Raw genomic sequence first — 17,779 nt, 5'->3', positions numbered from 1 at the left:
GGCGCGTCGCGGTGGGGGGTTGTTGCCGCCCAGGGGCGATACGTCTAGTCTCGCCGGTGCATGGCGATCCACGCGACATCGGCGTAGTCTTGCGGCCGGGCCCGCTCGCCCGATCTCCTTTTCTGACTGGACTCGGAATCCCGAACGGGCGGCCTGACTCCCACCGACGTCGTTGTGGGCACCATCTTTGTGAATGCTGCCGGTGCGGGCTCTCCGCGCCGGTCGAGCGTGCGACATTTTCCCTGACCTGGACAGGACAACCGGGTCGGTCAGGAAGGAACTCTGTGAGCGAGACCGATCTCGCCGGTACCGGGACCGCGTCGAACGAGGCGGCGCCCCGCCGTCGCGGTGGCCTGTCCGGCATGGTGCTGGCCGAGCTGCGTCAGCTGGCCACCGAGCTGAACGTCCCGGACATCTCCGGTATGCGGAAGGGCGATCTGATCGCCGCGATCAAGGAGCGTCAGGGCGGCGCGGCCGCGCCGGCGCGCAAGTCGCGGTCGAAGGCCGGTTCCGACGGCGCCGAGACGCCGCAGCTCCCCCTCGGCGACACCGGTGCGGACACCACCGCGCCCGCCGCCAACGGCTCCGGTGGTGCGGCGAAGCCCGCCGCCACCGAGGAGGCCCCCGCGCCGCGCACCCGCCGCCGCGGCGGCCAGGGTGGCGACGACGCCCCGCGCGACGGCGGCCGGGACGGCCAGAAGGACTCCGGCCAGAAGGACGCCGGCCAGAAGGACCCGGGCGAGAAGGACCAGGGCCGGAAGGTCGCGGGCCAGCGCGACGCCGGTCAGCGCGACGCGCAGTCCGACTCCGGCTCCGACGACGGCCGTGACGGCGGCCGCGGTCGCAACCGCAACGACGGTGGCAACGACCGCAACAAGGACAGCAACAACGACCGCAACAACGACAGCGGCCGCGGCGGCAACGACCGCAACGACAACGGCCGGGGCGGTCGCAACCGCAACGACGACAACGACGGCGGGCGGAACAACCGCAACCGCAACCGGAACGACAACAACGACGACCTGGACGACGACGGCGACGGCCGCGGCCGTCGCGGGCGCCGCTTCCGGGACCGTCGCCGGGGCCGGGACCGCGAGCGCACCGGCGGGGGCGGCGGCAACGTCGACACCGAGATCCGCGACGACGACGTCCTGCTGCCGGTCGCCGGCATCGTCGACATCCTGGACAACTACGCGTTCGTGCGGACCACCGGTTACCTGTCCGGCCCGACCGACGTCTACGTCTCGATGTCGATGGTGCGCAAGAACGGCCTGCGCCGCGGTGACGCGATCACCGGTGCGGTCCGCCAGCCCCGCGAGGGCGAGCAGCAGCGCCAGAAGTTCAACCCCCTGGTGCGGGTCGACACCATCAACGGCCGCGACCCCGAGTCCGCGCGCCAGCGTGCCGAGTTCACCAAGCTGACCCCGCTCTACCCGAACGAGCGGCTCCGCCTGGAGACCGACCCGACCCAGCTCACCACCCGGGTCATCGACCTGGTGATGCCGGTCGGCAAGGGGCAGCGCGCCCTGATCGTCTCGCCGCCGAAGGCGGGCAAGACGACGATCATGCAGAACATCGCGAACGCGATCACGACGAACAACCCCGAGTGCCACCTCATGGTCGTCCTCGTCGACGAGCGGCCGGAGGAGGTCACCGACATGCAGCGGTCGGTGAAGGGCGAGGTCATCGCCTCGACCTTCGACCGCCCGCCGTCGGACCACACCACCGTCGCGGAGCTCTCCATCGAGCGGGCGAAGCGCCTGGTGGAGATGGGGCACGACGTCGTCGTCCTGCTGGACAACATCACCCGTCTCGGCCGCGCCTACAACCTGGCCGCGCCGGCGTCGGGCCGGATCCTCTCCGGTGGTGTCGACTCGACCGCGCTGTACCCGCCGAAGCGCTTCCTGGGCGCCGCGCGGAACATCGAGGACGGCGGCTCGCTGACGATCTTCGCGACCGCGCTGGTCGAGACCGGGTCCACGATGGACACGGTGATCTTCGAGGAGTTCAAGGGCACCGGCAACGCCGAGCTCAAGCTGGACCGCAAGATCGCCGACAAGCGCGTCTTCCCGGCGATCGACGTCGGCGACAGCGGCACCCGCAAGGAAGAGCTGCTGATGTCGCCGGACGAGCACGCGGTGATGGTCAAGCTCCGTCGCGTCCTCTCCGCGCTGGACGACCAGCAGGCGATCGACCTGGTGCTCGACCGGCTCAAGAAGACCAAGACCAACATCGAGTTCCTGATGCAGGTCGCGAAGAACGCGCCCGGCAAGGACGAGGACTAGGTCGCAGGCCACGCACCCGGGCCCCGGTGGGAATTCCACCGGGGCCCGGGTGGTTGAATGGTCCGTCAGCTTCCCGGCTCCGGTTCACCCGCGCGTGCGGGACCCGGCGGCCACCGAGAGGAGAAATCCCATGCGCGAGGGCGTCCACCCCCAGTACGTCGACACCCAGGTCACCTGTGGTTGCGGCAACCAGTTCACGACCCGGAGCACCAAGGCGAACGGTGCGATCACCGTCGAGGTCTGCTCTGCCTGCCACCCGTTCTACACGGGCAAGCAGAAGATCCTGGACTCCGGCGGCCGCGTGGCCCGCTTCGAGGCCCGCTACGGGAAGCGCGGCGCCCGCGCCGGCCAGTAGCTCCCGTCACGGCGCCCGTCACCTCGTTCCACGAGGAGGCGGGCGCCGTTTCGCGTCTCCGGCCCCGGAGGCGCCCCCTCCCCTCCGGACGAAGGATCGCGCGCGATGGCCAGCCAGTCGGTCGACTCCCTGCTCGACGAGTACGCCGAGCTCGAGCAGCGCCTCGCCGACCCCGAGGTGCTGGCGGACCAGGTGCAGGCCCGCAAGCTGGGCAAGCGCTACGCCCAGCTCGGGCCGGTGGTGCGGTGCGCCCGAGACCTGGCGCAGGCCCGGGAGGACCGCGACGCGGCCCGTGAGCTGGCGTCCGAGGACCGGTCGTTCGCGGCCGAGGCGGACGCGCTCGACGTCCGGGTCGTCGAGCTGGAGACCGAGCTCGCCGAGCTGCTGGTCCCGCGCGACCCGCACGACTCCGACGACGTCCTGATGGAGATCAAGTCCGGGGAGGGCGGCGAGGAGTCCGCGCTGTTCGCCGGGGACCTCGTCCGGATGTACACCCGCTACGCGGAGTCCCGCGGCTGGAAGGTCGAGCTGCTCGGCTCCACACCGTCCGACCTGGGCGGGTTCAAGGACGTCACGCTCTCCGTGCGGTCCAAGGACCCCGCGCAGGGCGCCTGGGCGGCGCTGAAGTTCGAGGGCGGCGTGCACCGGGTGCAGCGGGTGCCGGTCACCGAGTCCCAGGGCCGCATCCACACCTCCGCGGCCGGCGTCCTGGTGTTCCCGGACGCCGACGAGACCCCGGACGTGGAGATCGACGAGAAGGACATCCGGGTCGACGTCTTCCGGGCGTCCGGCCACGGCGGGCAGAGCGTCAACACCACCGACTCCGCGGTCCGGATCACCCACCTGCCCAGCGGCATCGTCGTGAGCTGCCAGAACGAGCGCTCCCAGCTCCAGAACAAGGCACGTGCGATGGACGTGCTGCGCGCCCGGCTGCAGGCCAAGGCCGAGGCCGAGGCCGCCGAGGCCGCCTCCGAGCAGCGCCGGTCCCAGGTCCGCACCGTCGACCGCTCCGAGCGGATCCGGACCTACAACTTCCCGGAGAACCGGATCTCCGACCACCGGGTCGGTTTCAAGGCGCACAACCTCTCGTCGGTGCTCGACGGGAACCTGACCGACGTGTTCGCCGCCCTCACCGCGGCCGACCGCGCCGAGGCGATGGCGGGGGAGAGCGGGGACGAGTGATCGCCCGCCCGTGTGATCTGCGGGTCCGCACCCGTGTCCCCGGTGCTGTCACGGGCGACACTGGGGCCGTGACCAGGAACGTCCGGTGAACCGGCTCCCGTTGCGGGTGGCGATCGCAGAGGCGGAACGCACCCTGGCGGCGTCCGGGGTGGCGTCGCCGCGGGTCGACGCGGAGCTGCTCGCCGCGCACGTCTCGGGCCGGAGCCGCTCCACGCTGTTGCTGACGCCCCTGGTCGACCCGGGCGTCGTCGAGGAGCTGAAGGTCCTGGTGAAGCGCCGGGCGACCCGGGAGCCGCTGCAGCACATCCTCGGCACCGCGGTCCTCGGCCCGGTCGAGGTCGCGGTCGGGCCGGGGGTGTTCACCCCGCGCCCGGAGACCGAGCTGCTCTTCGAGTGGGGCCTCGGTGCGCTCCGCGACGTGCGCCGCCCCGTCGTCCTCGACCTGTGCACCGGGTCCGGTGCGCTGGCGCTCGCGTTCGCGGTCTCCCGGCCGGACGCCGCCGTGCACGCCCTGGAGGCCGATCCCACTGCACTGGTGTGGACACGCCGCAACCTCGACGCGCACGTCGGCCGTGGCGGGCGGCCGGTGACGCTGCACGCCGCCGACGTCCGCTGGCCGGACCTGCTCGTCGAGCTGGAGGGCCGGGTCGACCTGGTGGTCTGCAACCCGCCCTACGTCCCGGACGGGACGCCGGTCCCGCCGGAGGTCGAGCGGTGGGACCCGCCGGGCGCGGTGTTCGGCGGGCCGGACGGCACGGAGATCATCCAGGCGGTCGTGCGCGGAGCCACCGGCTGGCTGCGGCACGGCGGGGCGCTGGCGATCGAGCACGACGACACGCACGGCGACACCGTGCCCGCGCTGCTGCGTCGCCGTCGCACCCTCGCGGAGGTCACCGAGCACACCGACCTGACCGGCCGTCCCCGGTTCGTCACCGCCCGCCGGGTGCCGTTCCGGGACTGACCGCCGCCCCGGCCCGGGGGCCGGTCGCGCAGGTCGCCGTCCGTCCGCGGACCCCGACGGGAGAGCCGCCCCGCGCCGGGGAACCGGCCGGTCGTATTCTCGCGGATCGTGAGTGCACCTCAGACCCAGCCGCTGTTCGACTGCGGCCGACCGGCGGAGCGACAGCGCGGTCTGACCGCGGCGGCGCGGGCGGTCCGGTCCGGTGAGCTGGTCGTCCTCCCCACCGACACCGTCTACGGGATCGGCTGCGACGCCTTCAGCGGCACCGCGGTGCGGAACCTGCTCTCGGCCAAGCGCCGGGGCCCGGACATGCCGGTCGGCGTGCTCGTCGGGTCCTGGACGACGATCGACGGCCTCGTCACGTCGGTGCCGCCGTCCGCGCGGGCGCTGATCGAGGCGTTCTGGCCGGGTGAGGTGTCGCTGGTGCTGGAGCACGCGCCGTCGCTGGCCTGGGATCTCGGCAGCACCCGTGGCACGGTGATGCTGCGGATGCCGCTGCACCCGGTCGCCCTGGAGCTGCTGCGCGAGGTCGGCCCGATGGCCGTCTCCAGTGCGAACACCTCGGGCAACCCGCCGGCGTCGACGGTCACCGAGGCGATCACCCAGCTCGCGTCGAGCGTGCAGGTCTACCTCGACGGCGGCCCGTCCGGGGACCCGGTGGCGTCGACGATCGTCGATCTGACCGGCGTCCGGCCGCGGCTCCTGCGCGGGGGCGGGGTGTCTGCCGAGCAGGTCGCCGAGGTCGTCGGGCAGGAGGTCGACCGCCCCTGAGGGGCGAGCACGTGTTCAGGGGCACAGCCAGGGATGATCCTGGCGGGTAGCCTCTCCGCACGTGAGTGAGCAGACCTTCTGGGGCCCGGACTTCTCCGCACTGCAGCAGCAGGATCCCGAGATCGCGGGAGTCGTGCTGGACGAGCTGGACCGCCTGCGTGGCGGCCTCCAGCTCATCGCGAGCGAGAACCTGACCAGCCCGGCCGTGCTGGCGGCGCTCGGGTCGACACTGTCCAACAAGTACGCCGAGGGCTATCCCGGCCGCCGCTACTACGGCGGCTGCAGCGTCGTCGACGAGGCCGAGAACATCGGCAACGCGCGCGCCAAGGAGCTCTTCGGCGCCGAGCACGTGAACCTGCAGCCGCACTCCGGTGCGAGCGCGAACCTCGCCGCGTACGCCGCCTTCGCCAAGCCGGGCGACACCGTGCTGGCGATGGACCTCAAGCAGGGCGGTCACCTGACGCACGGCAGCAAGGTGAACTTCTCCGGCCTGTGGTTCAACGCGGTCTCCTACCTGGTGCGTGAGGACACCGAGGTCATCGACTACGACCAGGTCCGCAGCCTGGCCCGCGAGCACCGACCGAAGATCATCATCGCCGGTGCGACCGCCTACCCGCGCCTGATCGACTTCAAGATCTTCCGCGAGATCGCCGACGAGGTCGGTGCCGTGCTGATGGTCGACGCGGCGCACTTCATCGGCCTGGTCGCCGGCCAGGCGATCCCGTCGCCGGTGCCCTACGCCGACGTCGTCACCGCCACCACGCACAAGGTGCTGCGCGGGCCGCGCGGCGGCATGGTGCTGTGCAAGGCCGAGCACGCCAAGGCCATCGACAAGGCGGTGTTCCCCTTCTCCCAGGGCGGTCCGCTGATGCACGCGGTCGCGGCGAAGGCCGTCGCGATGCGGGAGGCGGCCCAGCCCGAGTACCAGGCCTACGCCCGCCAGGTCGTCTCGAACGCCCAGGCGCTCGCCAAGAGCCTGGAGTCCGAGGGCATGCGCGCGGTGTCCGGTGGCACCGACAACCACCTGGCGCTGATGGACCTGCGGCCGATCGGAGTGACCGGGTCCGAGGCCGAGACCCGCTGCGACCGGGCCGGCATCACGCTGAACAAGAACGCCATCCCCTACGACCCGGCCCCGCCGATGAAGCCGTCCGGCATCCGGGTCGGCTCGCCGAGCGTCACGACCCAGGGGATGACGGAGGCGGACATGGCCGAGGTCGGCGCCCTGCTGGCCCGTGCGGTGAAGGCCGAGCACGACACCACGGCGGGCGACAAGGAACTCGGTGCCGTCGCCGAGGCGGTCACCGCACTGGTCCGGAAGGCACCCGCCTACCCTCGGGGGTGACCTGACCCGAAGGCGGACCGGAGAGGCGCAGTCGACGTGCCGGTGGACCAGCTGAGCTACGGACTCCCCGTCCGTGAGTTCCTGCTCGTCGGCCTCGTCTCCGCCGTGGTGACGCTGCTGCTCACCGGGCCGGTCCGCATGCTGGCCCTCAAGGTCGGCGCCGTGGCCTGGCCGCGGGGTCGGGACGTGCACGTCACCCCGACCCCGCGGTGGGGCGGCCTCGCGATGTTCGGCGGGGTCCTCGCCGGCCTGCTGCTCGCGCTGCAGCTGCCCGCCCTGCGGCTGGCGTACTTCGAGGGCAGCACCGAGGTGATGGGCGTCGTCGTCGCGACAGCCCTGCTCGTCGGGGTCGGGATGCTCGACGACCGCTACGACCTCGACGCGATCACCAAGTTCGCCGCCCAGGTGACGGCCGGTGGCCTGCTGGTGCTCTACACCGTGCAGTGGTCCGCGATCTGGATCCCGCTCGGTGGTGGCGGGAGCGGCATCTCCGGCTCCTACCTGTTGCTCGGACAGAGCCAGTCGGTGCTGCTCACCGTCCTGCTGACGGTCGGCCTGGTGAACGCCCTGAACTTCATCGACGGCCTCGACGGCCTCGCCGCCGGCATCGGCATGATCACCACACTGGCGACGGCCGTGTTCTGCGTCGGCCTGATCAGCGAGAACGGGAACGATCCGGCGGCCTTCACCCCGGCCCTGATCGCGGTCGTGCTGGCCGGAGCCTGCCTGGGGTTCCTGCCGCACAACTTCAACCCGGCCCGGATCTTCATGGGCGACACCGGCTCGATGATGGTCGGCGTGATGCTGTCCGCGGCCATCACGAGCGCGTCGGGCCGGCTGACGGTCAACGAGACCGTCGGCCCCGGTGACATCTTCGCCCTGGTCTCGCCGGTCTTCGTGCTCGTCGGGATCGTGTTCATCCCGGTGCTGGACCTGATGCTCGCGGTGATCCGCCGGACCCGTGCCGGGACCAGCCCGTTCAGCCCGGACAAGATGCACCTGCACCACCGGCTCCTGCAGGTCGGGCACAGCCACCGTCGCGCCGTGCTGCTGGTGTACCTGTGGGTCGCGGTCATCGCGTTCGGTGCGGTCGCGCTCGCGCTCGTCCCGCAGACCGGGCTGGTCGTCGCGGCCACCGTCGTCGCCCTGATCGTCGCCTTCGTCGCGTCGGTGGTGCCGCACCGGTCCCGGCAGCGGGCCGCGGCGGCCGCGGCGCCGGCGGTAGTGCCGGTGGCCTCCGTCGACGACGAACCCGTCCCGGACCCGGTGCCGCCGGTGCCGGACGCCCTGACGGCCGGGTCCGGTGGGGTGACCGCCCCCGTCCGGCAGGACGTGGCGGGGCCCGGACTGTCCGAGGTGGCGGGGCCCGGCCGGCACGAGGTCGCCGGGCCCGGTCGGCCTGACGTGGCCGGGCCGCACCGGCAGGAGACGCCGCGCGGATCCGGTCCCGTGGAGTCGGGCCGGGGGCCGGCGGGCCGCGCACCGATGCGGCGGCCGGCGGGGGCGTCCCCGTATCCGGCCACGCCCGGTCCACCGACGGACGGGGGCCGCGGGCCACGGGAACGGCGACCGGCACCGCCGCTCGCCGGCCCGCCCGGGGGACCGCAGCCGACCGGCGGGGCGCCGTACCCGGGCAACGGGACGCCGGCGCGCCCTCCTGGCGAGACCCCGGTGCCCGGACGCGGGGTGCCGCCGTACCGGCCGGGGGAGACGCCGGCACCCGGTGGTGGGGTGGCTCCGTACCGCCAGGGGGAGACTCCCGTGCCCCCGCACCGGTCCGGGGAGACGTCTGCTCCCGGTGGGGCGGTCCCGTACCGCACGGGAGAGTCGCCGGCCCCCGGCCGAGGAGCTCCGCACCGCCGTCCCGGAGTGGATCCGGTGTCCGGCAACGGGACCCGGGGCCCAGGCGCCGGACCCATGGGCCCGCGCCGGGACGCGTCCGCTCCCGGGACGCCGGAGGAGGCAGGGCCCGGCGGACCCGAGGAGCACACGGAGCAACCGACGGTCCCCACCCACGGGGCGCACCGCCGCCCCCACGACGACCCCCCGGCCCACTGACGACGCACCCCGCCGCCGCGCGACGCACCGCTTCGCCGGGTGGCGCACCGCTTCGCCGGGTGGCGCACCCGATGCAACGGGTGCGCGGACCGGTCGAGGGGTGCGTCGACGGGGTTCTGACAGCGGCGCGGGGCGGGTGCCGGGAGCGTCACCAGGTGATGGTCGCCGGCCCACGGGCCTGGGTCCGGCGAACGGGATGCACGTTCCGGCCCTCGCCGGGGCCACCGCGTGCGTCCCGATCGGCGGCGGTGGCGGAGCCTCACCGATGGTTCGGGTGTCCGCGGTCACCTCTGCCGGGCGAGCCGGGAGCGCCCGCTCCGACGGGCGCCGGAGACCGCGGTGCCGACCGACGATACCGTGGTCCTGGCGCGTTCCGGCTGGTGGAGCGGCCGTTGATCCGGGAGGACGGGCGAACCGTGTGGCGATGGGACCGGTGGGGGACGGTGGACTACAGCGGCCCTGCCGTCGGGCAGGCGCAGGTGGTCCGGAGGCTCTCCGCCTCGATGGCGCGCGGTGCCGCCCTGGTCGGGGGCGTGACCTCGGTGCTGTGCATCGGTGCCGCCGCGCTGGCCGCCGGGCTGCCCGGGCTCTACGGCGCCGCCCTGGGTGGGGTGCTCGCCACGGGCTCCGCGCTGCTCACCCCGGTCCTGATGCTGCGCACCACGGCACTGGATCCGGGGGCTGTGATGCTGGCCTCATTCATCGGCCTGGTGACGAAGGCCCTCATCCTCCTGATCGTCCTGTTCACCCTCGGGGGTGTCCCCGGCCTGCACCGGATGTCACTGGCCGTCACGTTGCTCGTGGTGTTCGCCGCGACGACCGCGACCGAGGCCTGGGCGGGCAGCAAGATCAAAATCCTGATCGGGCCGGAGCCGGACCCGCCGAGCGCCTGACCTGCACCGACTCGACCGAAATGCCGGTTTTGGCCAGGCCCGGATCCGGGTCTCCACAGCCGCTCGCACGGCTACCACGGAGGTGGGGGTGGCGCCCGCGCGGCGTGTTAACGAATGATTGCACCGCGCCCCGCGCGCGCCCCGACCAAGATCGTTGCGTGGCGTGAAGGCGCAGGTGAGATGCGTGCCAGCCCCCGACGCGTTGTAGAAGTACGGCTGATAGCATCCGCCACGTAGGCGATGTGGGTGACTTCCGGTGTTTCGGCCCGGACGCCCGGAAGGCATCGCGCCACGAGGCACCTTGCAGGCGATCCCCCGTTTCGCGTGGACGCGGGACGGGAGCACCGGAAGGACCCCCATTGGGTACGTTCGTACTTGCGGCAGAGGAGTTCACGCCGCCGGGCCAGGGACTCTTCAACTACCCGCCGATCTTCGGCGAGGTCACGAAGCCGATGGTCCTCGCCGTGCTGTCGCTGATCATCGTCGTCGCGGTGTTCACGCTCGGCACCCGCAAGCTCTCGATCGTCCCCGGCCGGGGGCAGTTCGCGCTGGAGTCGTTCTACAACATCCCGCGCAACACGATGGCCCGCGACCAGATTGGCTCCGCCGACTTCAAGCGGTTCATCCCGTTGATCCTGGGCCTGTTCAGCTTCATCCTGATCAACAACCTCTTCGCGATCATCCCGGTGATCCAGTTCCCGACGATGTCGCGGATCGGGTTCCCGATCGCGCTGGCGTTGTTCGTCTACGTCTTCTACCACTACGCCGGGTTCAAGAAGCACGGTTTCGCGGGCTACATCAAGCACGCCGCGCTGCCGCCGGGTGTCCCGGTCTTCATCGCGCCGCTGATCATCGTGATCGAGCTGCTGCAGAAGTTCGTGGTGCAGCCGCTCTCGCTCGCGCTGCGTGTGTTCGCCGCCATGTTCGCCGGCCACCTGATCATCGCGCTGACCGCGGTGGCCGCCGAGTTCCTGCTCTTCGCGGGTGGCGGGCTGGCGGTCGCGGCGCCGTTCTCGTTCGTCGCCGGCATCGCGTTCACCTTCCTGGAGGCGCTGGTCCAGGTCATCCAGGCCTACGTCTTCGCCCTGCTCGCCGCCGTGTTCATCGGTGCGGCGATCTCGGAGGACCACTAGACACCCGGTGGGCGAGCGCCGATCCGATCCGCCGGCTCGTCCGGCCCGACCCACCGAACGACCCGCATCCCGCGGACCCGACGGAAGGAAACCGAAGTGAACGTCCCCACGCAGGTCCTGGCCCAGGCCGCCGACATCAACCCCGGCCTCGCGGCCATCGGCTTCGGTGCCAGCGCCATCGGCGCCGGCATCGGCGTCGGCCTGATCTGGTCGGCCGTCATCAGCGGCACCGCCCGCCAGCCGGAGGCCCGTGGCCAGCTGATGGGTATCGGCTGGACCACCTTCGTGCTCGCCGAGCTGGTCATGCTGATCGGCCTGGTGCTGTTCTTCATCGCCGGCGGCTGATCAACCCCATGCCGGTCCACACACCGGCGGCCACGTCAGGGAAGGACTCACGATGGAACTGATTCTCGCCGCCGAGGAACCGCTGCCGATTCTCCCGCACGGCAACGAGCTCGTCCTCGGGATCGTCGCGTTCGCCATCCTGCTCTTCGTGCTCTGGAAGTTCGCGGTTCCGCGCTTCGAGACGCTCTACGAGGAGCGGACGGACGCGATCGAGGGCGGTCTGAAGCGTGCTCAGGAGACCCAGGAGCAGGCGGACCGGCTGAAGAAGGAGTACGAGGACCAGCTGGCCGGCCTCCGGGCCGAGGCGGCGCGCATCCGCGACGATGCGCGCGCCGAGGGCCAGCAGATCAAGGCCGAGCTGCGCGAGGAGGCCGAGCAGGAGGCCGCTCGCATCCGGACCCGGGGCGAGGAGCAGGTCTCCGCGGCCCGCGACGCCGCGCGGCGCGCCCTCCGCAACGAGGTCGGCGGCCTGTCCGTGCAGCTGGCCGAGCGCCTGCTGCGCGAGCAGCTCACCGACGACTCGCGTCGCTCGTCGACGATCGACTCGTTCCTGGGTGAGCTCGACCAGCAGGGCGCCGCGCGGAGCGGGGCGAACTGATGGCCACGGTCCTGCAGCCCGCGTCCCGGGACGCGCTCGTCGCGCTGACCGAGCGGCTGGACGGCTACGTCGACGGTGCGTCCGCCCGGGACCTGACCACGACGGCGGACGAGCTGTTCGCGGTGGCCCGGTTCCTGGACGGCGAGCGCGCCGTGCAGCGGCTGCTGGCCGACTCCGCGTCGCCGGAGGAGGCCCGGGCCGATCTGGTCCGCCACCTGTTCGGTGCGCAGCTCTCGCAGCCGACCGTCGACCTCGTCTCCGAGCTGGTGCGCAAGCGCTGGTCGAAGACCCGGGACGTCGTCGTCGCCGCGGAGGCGCTGGCCCGCCAGGCCGCCGTCGCCGTCGCCGAGAAGACCGGGTCGCTCGACGAGGTCGAGGACCAGCTGTTCCGGTTCGGCCGCATCCTCGGCCGCGAGCCGGAGCTCAACGGTCTGCTCGCCGACACCACCAGGCCGGTGGAGGGTCGCGTGCAGCTGCTGGACGGCGTGCTCGGCGACCGGGTCTTCCCGGTCACCGCGACGCTGCTCCGCGAGGCGGTCCGGCTGCCCCGCGGCCGGCACCTGGACGTCGTCGGCGAGGAGCTCGCCGAGCTCGCGGCGGCCCGCCGGGACCGGTCGGTCGCGAAGGTGCGCACCCCCGTCGCGCTGACTCCCGACCAGGAGTCGAAGCTCGAAGAGTCCCTCGGCCGGATCTACGGCCGCAAGATCTCCCTGCAGGTCGAGCTCGACCGGGACCTCCTCGGAGGTCTGGTCGTGCAGGTCGGCGGCGAGGTCATCGACGGCAGCGTGGCGGGCAGACTCGCCGCCGCGCGCCGGTCCCTGCCCAGCTGACCTGCTGAGCCGGCCGCCCCGGCGGCCCGATCTCAGATCCCGTTCGAGAGAAGGAACGACGCAGCATGACAGAGCTGACGATCTCCTCCGAGGAGATCCGGAGCGCGATCTCCAGCTACGTCTCGTCGCTGGAGAGCGACACGTCCCGCCGCGAGGTCGGCGCCGTGTCCGACACCGGTGACGGCATCGCCCACGTCGAGGGCCTGCCCTCGGCCATGACCAACGAGCTGCTCGAGTTCGAGGGCGGCGTCCGAGGCGTGGCGCTGAACCTGGAGCAGAACGAGATCGGCGCCGTCGTCCTCGGCGACTACACCGGCATCGAGGAGGGGCAGCAGGTCACCCGCACCGGCGAGGTCCTCTCGGTCCCGGTCGGCGAGGGCTACCTGGGCCGGGTCGTCGACCCGCTCGGCAACGCCATCGACGGTCTCGGCGACATCGAGACCGACTCGCGGCGCGTGCTCGAGCTGCAGGCGGCCTCGGTGATGGAGCGCCAGTCGGTGCACGAGCCGCTGCAGACCGGCATCAAGGCGATCGACGCCATGACGCCGATCGGCCGTGGCCAGCGGCAGCTGGTGATCGGCGACCGCAAGACCGGCAAGACCGCGGTCTGCGTCGACACGATCATCAACCAGAAGGAGAACTGGGCGTCGGGCGACCCCAAGAAGCAGGTCCGCTGCATCTACGTCGCCGTCGGCCAGAAGGGCTCCACGATCGCCGGTGTCCGGCAGTCCCTCGAGGACGCCGGTGCGCTGGAGTACACGACGATCGTCGCCGCCCCGGCGTCCGACCCGGCCGGCTACAAGTGGCTCGCCCCCTACACCGGCTCGGCCATCGGCCAGCACTGGATGTACCAGGGCAAGCACGTCCTGATCGTCTTCGACGACCTCTCGAAGCAGGCCGAGGCGTACCGCGCGATCTCGCTGCTGCTGCGCCGCCCGCCGGGCCGTGAGGCCTACCCGGGCGACGTGTTCTACCTGCACTCGCGGCTGCTGGAGCGTTGCGCGAAGCTGTCCGACGACCTCGGCGCGGGTTCGATGACCGGTCTCCCGATCATCGAGACCAAGGCGAACGACGTGTCGGCGTACATCCCGACCAACGTCATCTCCATCACCGACGGCCAGGTCTTCCTCGAGTCCGACCTGTTCAACCAGGGCGTCCGGCCGGCGATCAACGTCGGTATCTCGGTCTCCCGGGTCGGTGGCGACGCCCAGGTCAAGGCCATGAAGACGGTGTCCGGTTCGCTGCGTCTGGACCTCTCGCAGTACCGCGAGCTGGAGGCGTTCGCCGCCTTCGGTTCGGACCTCGACGCCGCGTCGGCGGCCTCGCTGGGCCGCGGTGAGCGTCTGGTCGAGCTGCTGAAGCAGGCCCAGTACGCGCCGGTCGCGGTGCAGGACCAGGTCGTCTCGATCTGGCTCGGCACCTCGGGCAAGCTCGACTCCGTCCCGGTCGCCGACGTGCAGCGCTTCGAGGGCGAGTTCCGCGAGTACGCGCGCCGGCACGCCGCGGGTCCGCTCAGCGAGATCGTCGACACCGGGAAGCTCTCGGACGACGCGATTTCGACGCTGACCTCGGCCGTCGACACCTTCAAGCGCAACGAGTTCACCGCCTCCGACGGTTCCTCGGTCGTCCCGAACGAGAAGCCGGCGAAGGCCCTCGACGAGGACGACGTCGAGCAGGAGACCGTCACCGTCAAGAAGAGCTGAGGCTGATACCCGATGGCGGCACAGATCCGGGTGCTGCGCCGGCGTATCCGGTCGACGCAGTCCATCAAGAAGATCACCCGCTCCCAGGAGCTGATCGCGACCTCACGGATCGCGAAGGCCCGGGCGCGGGTGGACGAGGCGCGTCCCTACGCCGAGCTGATGACGAGCACGCTCTCCGAGCTCGCCTCCAACTCGGCGCTGGACCACCCGCTGCTCGTCGAGCGTGAGCAGCCGAAGCGGGCCGCGGTCCTGGTCGTGACCAGTGACCGCGGTCAGTGCGGCGGCTACAACGCCAACGTGCTCAAGGAAGCCGAGAAGCTGCAGTCCCTGCTCCGTGAGCAGGGCAAGGAGCCGGTGCTGTACGTGATCGGCCGCAAGGGCGTCTCGTACTACCGGTTCCGCAACCGGGACATCGAGCAGTCCTGGACCGGTTTCTCCGAGCAGCCCGGTTACGAGCACGCGGCCGAGGCGGCGCGCACGCTGGTCGACGCGTTCGTGGCCGGCGAGGACGACGGCGACGACAACGCCGACGGTGTGCACGGGGTGGACGAGCTGCACCTCGTCTACACCAGCTTCAAGAACATGATCACGCAGATCCCGCAGGCCCGGCGGATGGCGCCGCTCGAGGTCCAGTACTCCGGTGGGGTCTCCGCCTCGGCGCTGCCGTCGGTGGCCTCCGACGCGGACGCCGACACGGCCGAGAGCCAGCGCGACCACCCGGAGACCAAGGGCCTCCAGTCGCTGTACGAGTTCGAGCCGGACCCGGACACGCTGTTCGACGCGCTGCTGCCGAAGTACATCGGGGCCCGCCTCTACGCGGCCCTGCTGGAGTCGGCGGCGTCGGAGTCGGCGAACCGGCAGCGGGCCATGAAGGCCGCGACCGACAACGCCAACGAACTGATCCGTAGCCTGACCCTGGAGGCCAACCAGGCTCGCCAGGCTCAGATCACCCAGGAGATCAGCGAGATCGTCGGTGGTGTCGACGCCCTCGCGAGCGCAGGAAGTGAGAGCTGATGACCGCAACCGCCGATACTTCGGCCACCGGCACGATCACCGGGCGCGTCGTCCAGGTGACCGGCCCGGTCGTCGACGTCGAGTTCCCGCGTGACCAGGTCCCGGACCTGTACAACGCGCTGTCCCTGGAGGTCGACCTCTCCGGCGACCACCGCAAGCTGACCCTGGAGATCGCCCAGCACCTGGGCGACAACCTGGTCCGCGCGATCTCCATGCAGCCGACCGACGGCGTGGTCCGCGGCCAGGAGGTCACCGACCTCGGCCGTCCGATCTCGGTGCCGGTGGGCGACCAGGTCAAGGGGCACGTGTTCAACGCGCTCGGCGACTGCCTGGACGACCCGAGCATCCAGTTCACCGGTGACCTGCGGTCGATCCACCAGAAGGCCCCGCGGTTCGACCAGCTCGAGGGCAAGACCGAGATGCTGGAGACCGGCATCAAGGTCCTCGACCTGATGACCCCGTACGTGGTCGGCGGCAAGATCGGTCTGTTCGGTGGTGCCGGTGTCGGCAAGACCGTGCTGATCCAGGAGATGATCCAGCGTGTCGCGCTGAACTTCGGTGGCACCTCGGTGTTCGCCGGCGTCGGCGAGCGCACCCGTGAGGGCAACGACCTCATCACGGAGATGACCGAGTCGGGCGTCATGAAGAACACCGCCCTGGTGTTCGGTCAGATGGACGAGCCGCCGGGCACCCGTATGCGCGTCGCGCTCTCCGCGCTGACGATGGCGGAGTACTTCCGGGACGCGCAGGACCAGGACGTCCTGCTGTTCATCGACAACATCTTCCGGTTCACCCAGGCCGGCCAGGAGGTCTCGACCCTCCTCGGCCGCATGCCGTCCGCGGTGGGCTACCAGCCCACCCTGGCCGACGAGATGGGCGAGCTGCAGGAGCGGATCACCTCGACCCGTGGCCGTTCGATCACCTCGATGCAGGCGATCTACGTCCCCGCGGACGACTACACCGACCCGGCTCCGGCGACCACGTTCGCCCACCTGGACGCGACCACCGAGCTCTCCCGGCCGATCTCCCAGAAGGGGATCTACCCGGCGGTGGACCCGCTGACGTCGACCTCCCGGATCCTCGACCCGCAGTACGTGGGCGACGAGCACTTCCGGGTCGCCAACGAGGTCAAGCGGATCCTGCAGAAGTACAACGACCTGCAGGACATCATCGCGATCCTCGGTATCGACGAGCTGTCCGAGGAGGACAAGCAGCTGGTCGGCCGGGCCCGCCGGATCGAGCGCTTCCTGTCGCAGAATCTCCTGGTCGCCGAGCAGTTCACCGGCCAGCCGGGCTCGACGGTCCCGCTGAAGGAGACCATCGAGGCGTTCGACAAGATCGCCAAGGGCGAGTTCGACGACGTGCCCGAGCAGGCGTTCTTCCTCTGCGGCGGTCTGGACGACCTGGAGAAGAACCGCAAGAAGCTCGAGGGCTGATCTCATGCCTGCTGAGATGACCGTGGAGCTGGTCTCCGTCGAGCGCCGGCTGTGGTCGGGTGACGCGCGCTTCGTGCTCGCCCGCACCACCGTCGGCGAGGTCGGCATCCTGCCCGGCCACCAGCCGATGCTGGCCCAGCTCGAGGAGGCCGGCACCGTCCGGATCGACTCGACCGACGGCTCGAAGCGCACCATCGCGGTGCACGGCGGGTTCCTGTCGGTCTCCGCGGAGCGGGTGTCGATCCTGGCCGAGTTCGCCGAGCAGTCGGACGAGATCGACGTCGACCGGGCCCGCCGGGCCCGGGACGGCGCCGACACCTCGACCGACGAGGGCAAGGCGGCCGTCGCCCGGGCCGAGGCCCGCCTCCGGGCGGCCGAGGCCAACTAGGCGGAGGACCGGCACGGCAGTGGAACTCATCGCGGCGATCGTCGGAGTTCTGCTGCTGTGTCTGGTCGTCCCCCTGATCTGGCTCGCCATACGGCGGGTGCGACTCATGCGTAACGGCGGCGTGGACCTGTGTCTGCGCCGCCGTTTCGCTGTCACGGACTGGCACTTCGGTGTCGGTCGCTACGAGGGCGAGCGCTTCGCCTGGTACCGGCTCACCAGCTTCCGGATCGGCGCCACCGTGGTCCTGGACCGCGCCGGGCTGGACATCGTCGAGCGACGCCCACCGCACCGCTCCGAGGAGTTCGCCATCCCGACGGCGGTCGAGGTGCTCCGCTGCCGGGGCCGCGACGCCGGCGGCCGCGGCATCGACGTCGAACTGGCGATGTCCCAGGACGTCCGCACCGGGTTCCTGGCCTGGCTGGAGGCCACACCGCCGGGACGCACCCGCGGATTCCGCGAGGCGTCCTGAGCGCAGGCGGGGC

At 71.5% G+C, this 17,779-nt stretch carries 17 protein-coding genes; all 17 read left to right on the top strand.

The annotated features are described in order from the left end of the window. Nucleotides 1-284: 284 nt before the first annotated feature. The 17 genes from rho (at nucleotide 285) to Ae150APs1_RS10590 (ending at nucleotide 17,766) form a co-directional block, all read left to right on the top strand. The gene (gene rho, locus Ae150APs1_RS10670) at nucleotides 285-2,285 is read left to right on the top strand and encodes a transcription termination factor Rho (RefSeq protein WP_075297295.1); all 2,001 of its coding nucleotides are present in this window, start codon (nucleotides 285-287) and stop codon (nucleotides 2,283-2,285) included. Between the two features lie 130 nt (nucleotides 2,286-2,415). After that, entirely contained in the window at nucleotides 2,416-2,640 is a 225-nt protein-coding gene (gene rpmE / locus Ae150APs1_RS10665; protein WP_010241986.1) for a 50S ribosomal protein L31, read from the top strand. Nucleotides 2,641-2,745: 105 nt separating this feature from the next. Further along, on the top strand, nucleotides 2,746-3,822 hold the full coding sequence (gene prfA, locus Ae150APs1_RS10660) for a peptide chain release factor 1 (RefSeq protein ID WP_075297293.1): 1,077 nt from the start codon (nucleotides 2,746-2,748) through the stop codon (nucleotides 3,820-3,822). Between the two features lie 85 nt (nucleotides 3,823-3,907). Next, nucleotides 3,908-4,783, top strand: a complete 876-nt coding sequence (prmC, locus tag Ae150APs1_RS10655; RefSeq protein WP_075297291.1) for a peptide chain release factor N(5)-glutamine methyltransferase — start codon at nucleotides 3,908-3,910, stop codon at nucleotides 4,781-4,783. A 108-nt stretch (nucleotides 4,784-4,891) separates the two neighbouring features. Continuing rightward, complete coding sequence (locus Ae150APs1_RS10650; protein ID WP_170918071.1) at nucleotides 4,892-5,554, top strand: L-threonylcarbamoyladenylate synthase; 663 nt, start codon at nucleotides 4,892-4,894, stop codon at nucleotides 5,552-5,554. Nucleotides 5,555-5,615: 61 nt separating this feature from the next. Then, on the top strand, nucleotides 5,616-6,899 hold the full coding sequence (gene glyA / locus Ae150APs1_RS10645; RefSeq protein ID WP_010241992.1) for a serine hydroxymethyltransferase: 1,284 nt from the start codon (nucleotides 5,616-5,618) through the stop codon (nucleotides 6,897-6,899). Between the two features lie 36 nt (nucleotides 6,900-6,935). Then, nucleotides 6,936-8,957: a hypothetical protein gene (locus Ae150APs1_RS34620; RefSeq protein WP_075297289.1), complete on the top strand. Its 2,022-nt coding sequence runs from the start codon at nucleotides 6,936-6,938 to the stop codon at nucleotides 8,955-8,957. Between the two features lie 416 nt (nucleotides 8,958-9,373). Continuing rightward, on the top strand, nucleotides 9,374-9,850 hold the full coding sequence (locus tag Ae150APs1_RS10635) for a hypothetical protein (protein WP_139316868.1): 477 nt from the start codon (nucleotides 9,374-9,376) through the stop codon (nucleotides 9,848-9,850). A 359-nt stretch (nucleotides 9,851-10,209) separates the two neighbouring features. Continuing rightward, nucleotides 10,210-10,983 (top strand): F0F1 ATP synthase subunit A, encoded by a 774-nt coding sequence (atpB, locus tag Ae150APs1_RS10630; protein WP_010224416.1) that lies wholly within the window; start codon nucleotides 10,210-10,212, stop codon nucleotides 10,981-10,983. Nucleotides 10,984-11,079: 96 nt separating this feature from the next. After that, a complete protein-coding gene (locus tag Ae150APs1_RS10625; RefSeq protein WP_010224415.1) occupies nucleotides 11,080-11,328 on the top strand; it encodes an ATP synthase F0 subunit C in 249 nt (82 codons plus the stop codon). 52 nt (nucleotides 11,329-11,380) lie between these two features. Continuing rightward, nucleotides 11,381-11,926, top strand: a complete 546-nt coding sequence (locus Ae150APs1_RS10620) for a F0F1 ATP synthase subunit B (RefSeq protein ID WP_083680056.1) — start codon at nucleotides 11,381-11,383, stop codon at nucleotides 11,924-11,926. Then, a complete protein-coding gene (locus Ae150APs1_RS10615; RefSeq protein WP_075297284.1) occupies nucleotides 11,926-12,756 on the top strand; it encodes a F0F1 ATP synthase subunit delta in 831 nt (276 codons plus the stop codon). Before Ae150APs1_RS10620 ends, Ae150APs1_RS10615 begins: the two co-directional genes overlap by 1 nt. Before the next feature lie 65 nt (nucleotides 12,757-12,821). Further along, nucleotides 12,822-14,459, top strand: coding sequence for a F0F1 ATP synthase subunit alpha (gene atpA, locus Ae150APs1_RS10610; protein WP_010224412.1), 1,638 nt, complete (start codon nucleotides 12,822-12,824; stop codon nucleotides 14,457-14,459). A gap of 12 nt (nucleotides 14,460-14,471) precedes the next feature. After that, entirely contained in the window at nucleotides 14,472-15,473 is a 1,002-nt protein-coding gene (locus Ae150APs1_RS10605) for a F0F1 ATP synthase subunit gamma (RefSeq protein WP_075297282.1), read from the top strand. After that, complete coding sequence (atpD, locus tag Ae150APs1_RS10600) at nucleotides 15,473-16,909, top strand: F0F1 ATP synthase subunit beta (RefSeq protein WP_029239153.1); 1,437 nt, start codon at nucleotides 15,473-15,475, stop codon at nucleotides 16,907-16,909. Before Ae150APs1_RS10605 ends, atpD begins: the two co-directional genes overlap by 1 nt. 16 nt (nucleotides 16,910-16,925) lie before the next feature. Continuing rightward, nucleotides 16,926-17,297, top strand: coding sequence for a F0F1 ATP synthase subunit epsilon (locus Ae150APs1_RS10595; protein WP_010224409.1), 372 nt, complete (start codon nucleotides 16,926-16,928; stop codon nucleotides 17,295-17,297). A gap of 19 nt (nucleotides 17,298-17,316) precedes the next feature. Beyond that, entirely contained in the window at nucleotides 17,317-17,766 is a 450-nt protein-coding gene (locus tag Ae150APs1_RS10590; RefSeq protein WP_075297280.1) for a DUF2550 domain-containing protein, read from the top strand. Nucleotides 17,767-17,779 lie beyond the last annotated feature (13 nt).

The sequence above is a fragment of the Pseudonocardia sp. Ae150A_Ps1 genome, assembly GCF_001932315.1.
Lineage (GTDB): Bacteria > Actinomycetota > Actinomycetes > Mycobacteriales > Pseudonocardiaceae > Pseudonocardia.
This window is presented reverse-complemented; position numbering and strand designations above follow the sequence as displayed.

Coding starts and splice junctions, on each gene's coding strand:
- prfA (WP_075297293.1), top strand. CDS start 2,746: ATGGCCAGCCAGTCGGTCGACTCCCTGCTCGACGAGTACGCCGAGCTC.
- Ae150APs1_RS10595 (WP_010224409.1), top strand. CDS start 16,926: ATGACCGTGGAGCTGGTCTCCGTCGAGCGCCGGCTGTGGTCGGGTGAC.
- Ae150APs1_RS10615 (WP_075297284.1), top strand. CDS start 11,926: ATGGCCACGGTCCTGCAGCCCGCGTCCCGGGACGCGCTCGTCGCGCTG.
- Ae150APs1_RS10620 (WP_083680056.1), top strand. CDS start 11,381: ATGGAACTGATTCTCGCCGCCGAGGAACCGCTGCCGATTCTCCCGCAC.
- Ae150APs1_RS10605 (WP_075297282.1), top strand. CDS start 14,472: ATGGCGGCACAGATCCGGGTGCTGCGCCGGCGTATCCGGTCGACGCAG.
- rpmE (WP_010241986.1), top strand. CDS start 2,416: ATGCGCGAGGGCGTCCACCCCCAGTACGTCGACACCCAGGTCACCTGT.
- atpD (WP_029239153.1), top strand. CDS start 15,473: ATGACCGCAACCGCCGATACTTCGGCCACCGGCACGATCACCGGGCGC.
- atpA (WP_010224412.1), top strand. CDS start 12,822: ATGACAGAGCTGACGATCTCCTCCGAGGAGATCCGGAGCGCGATCTCC.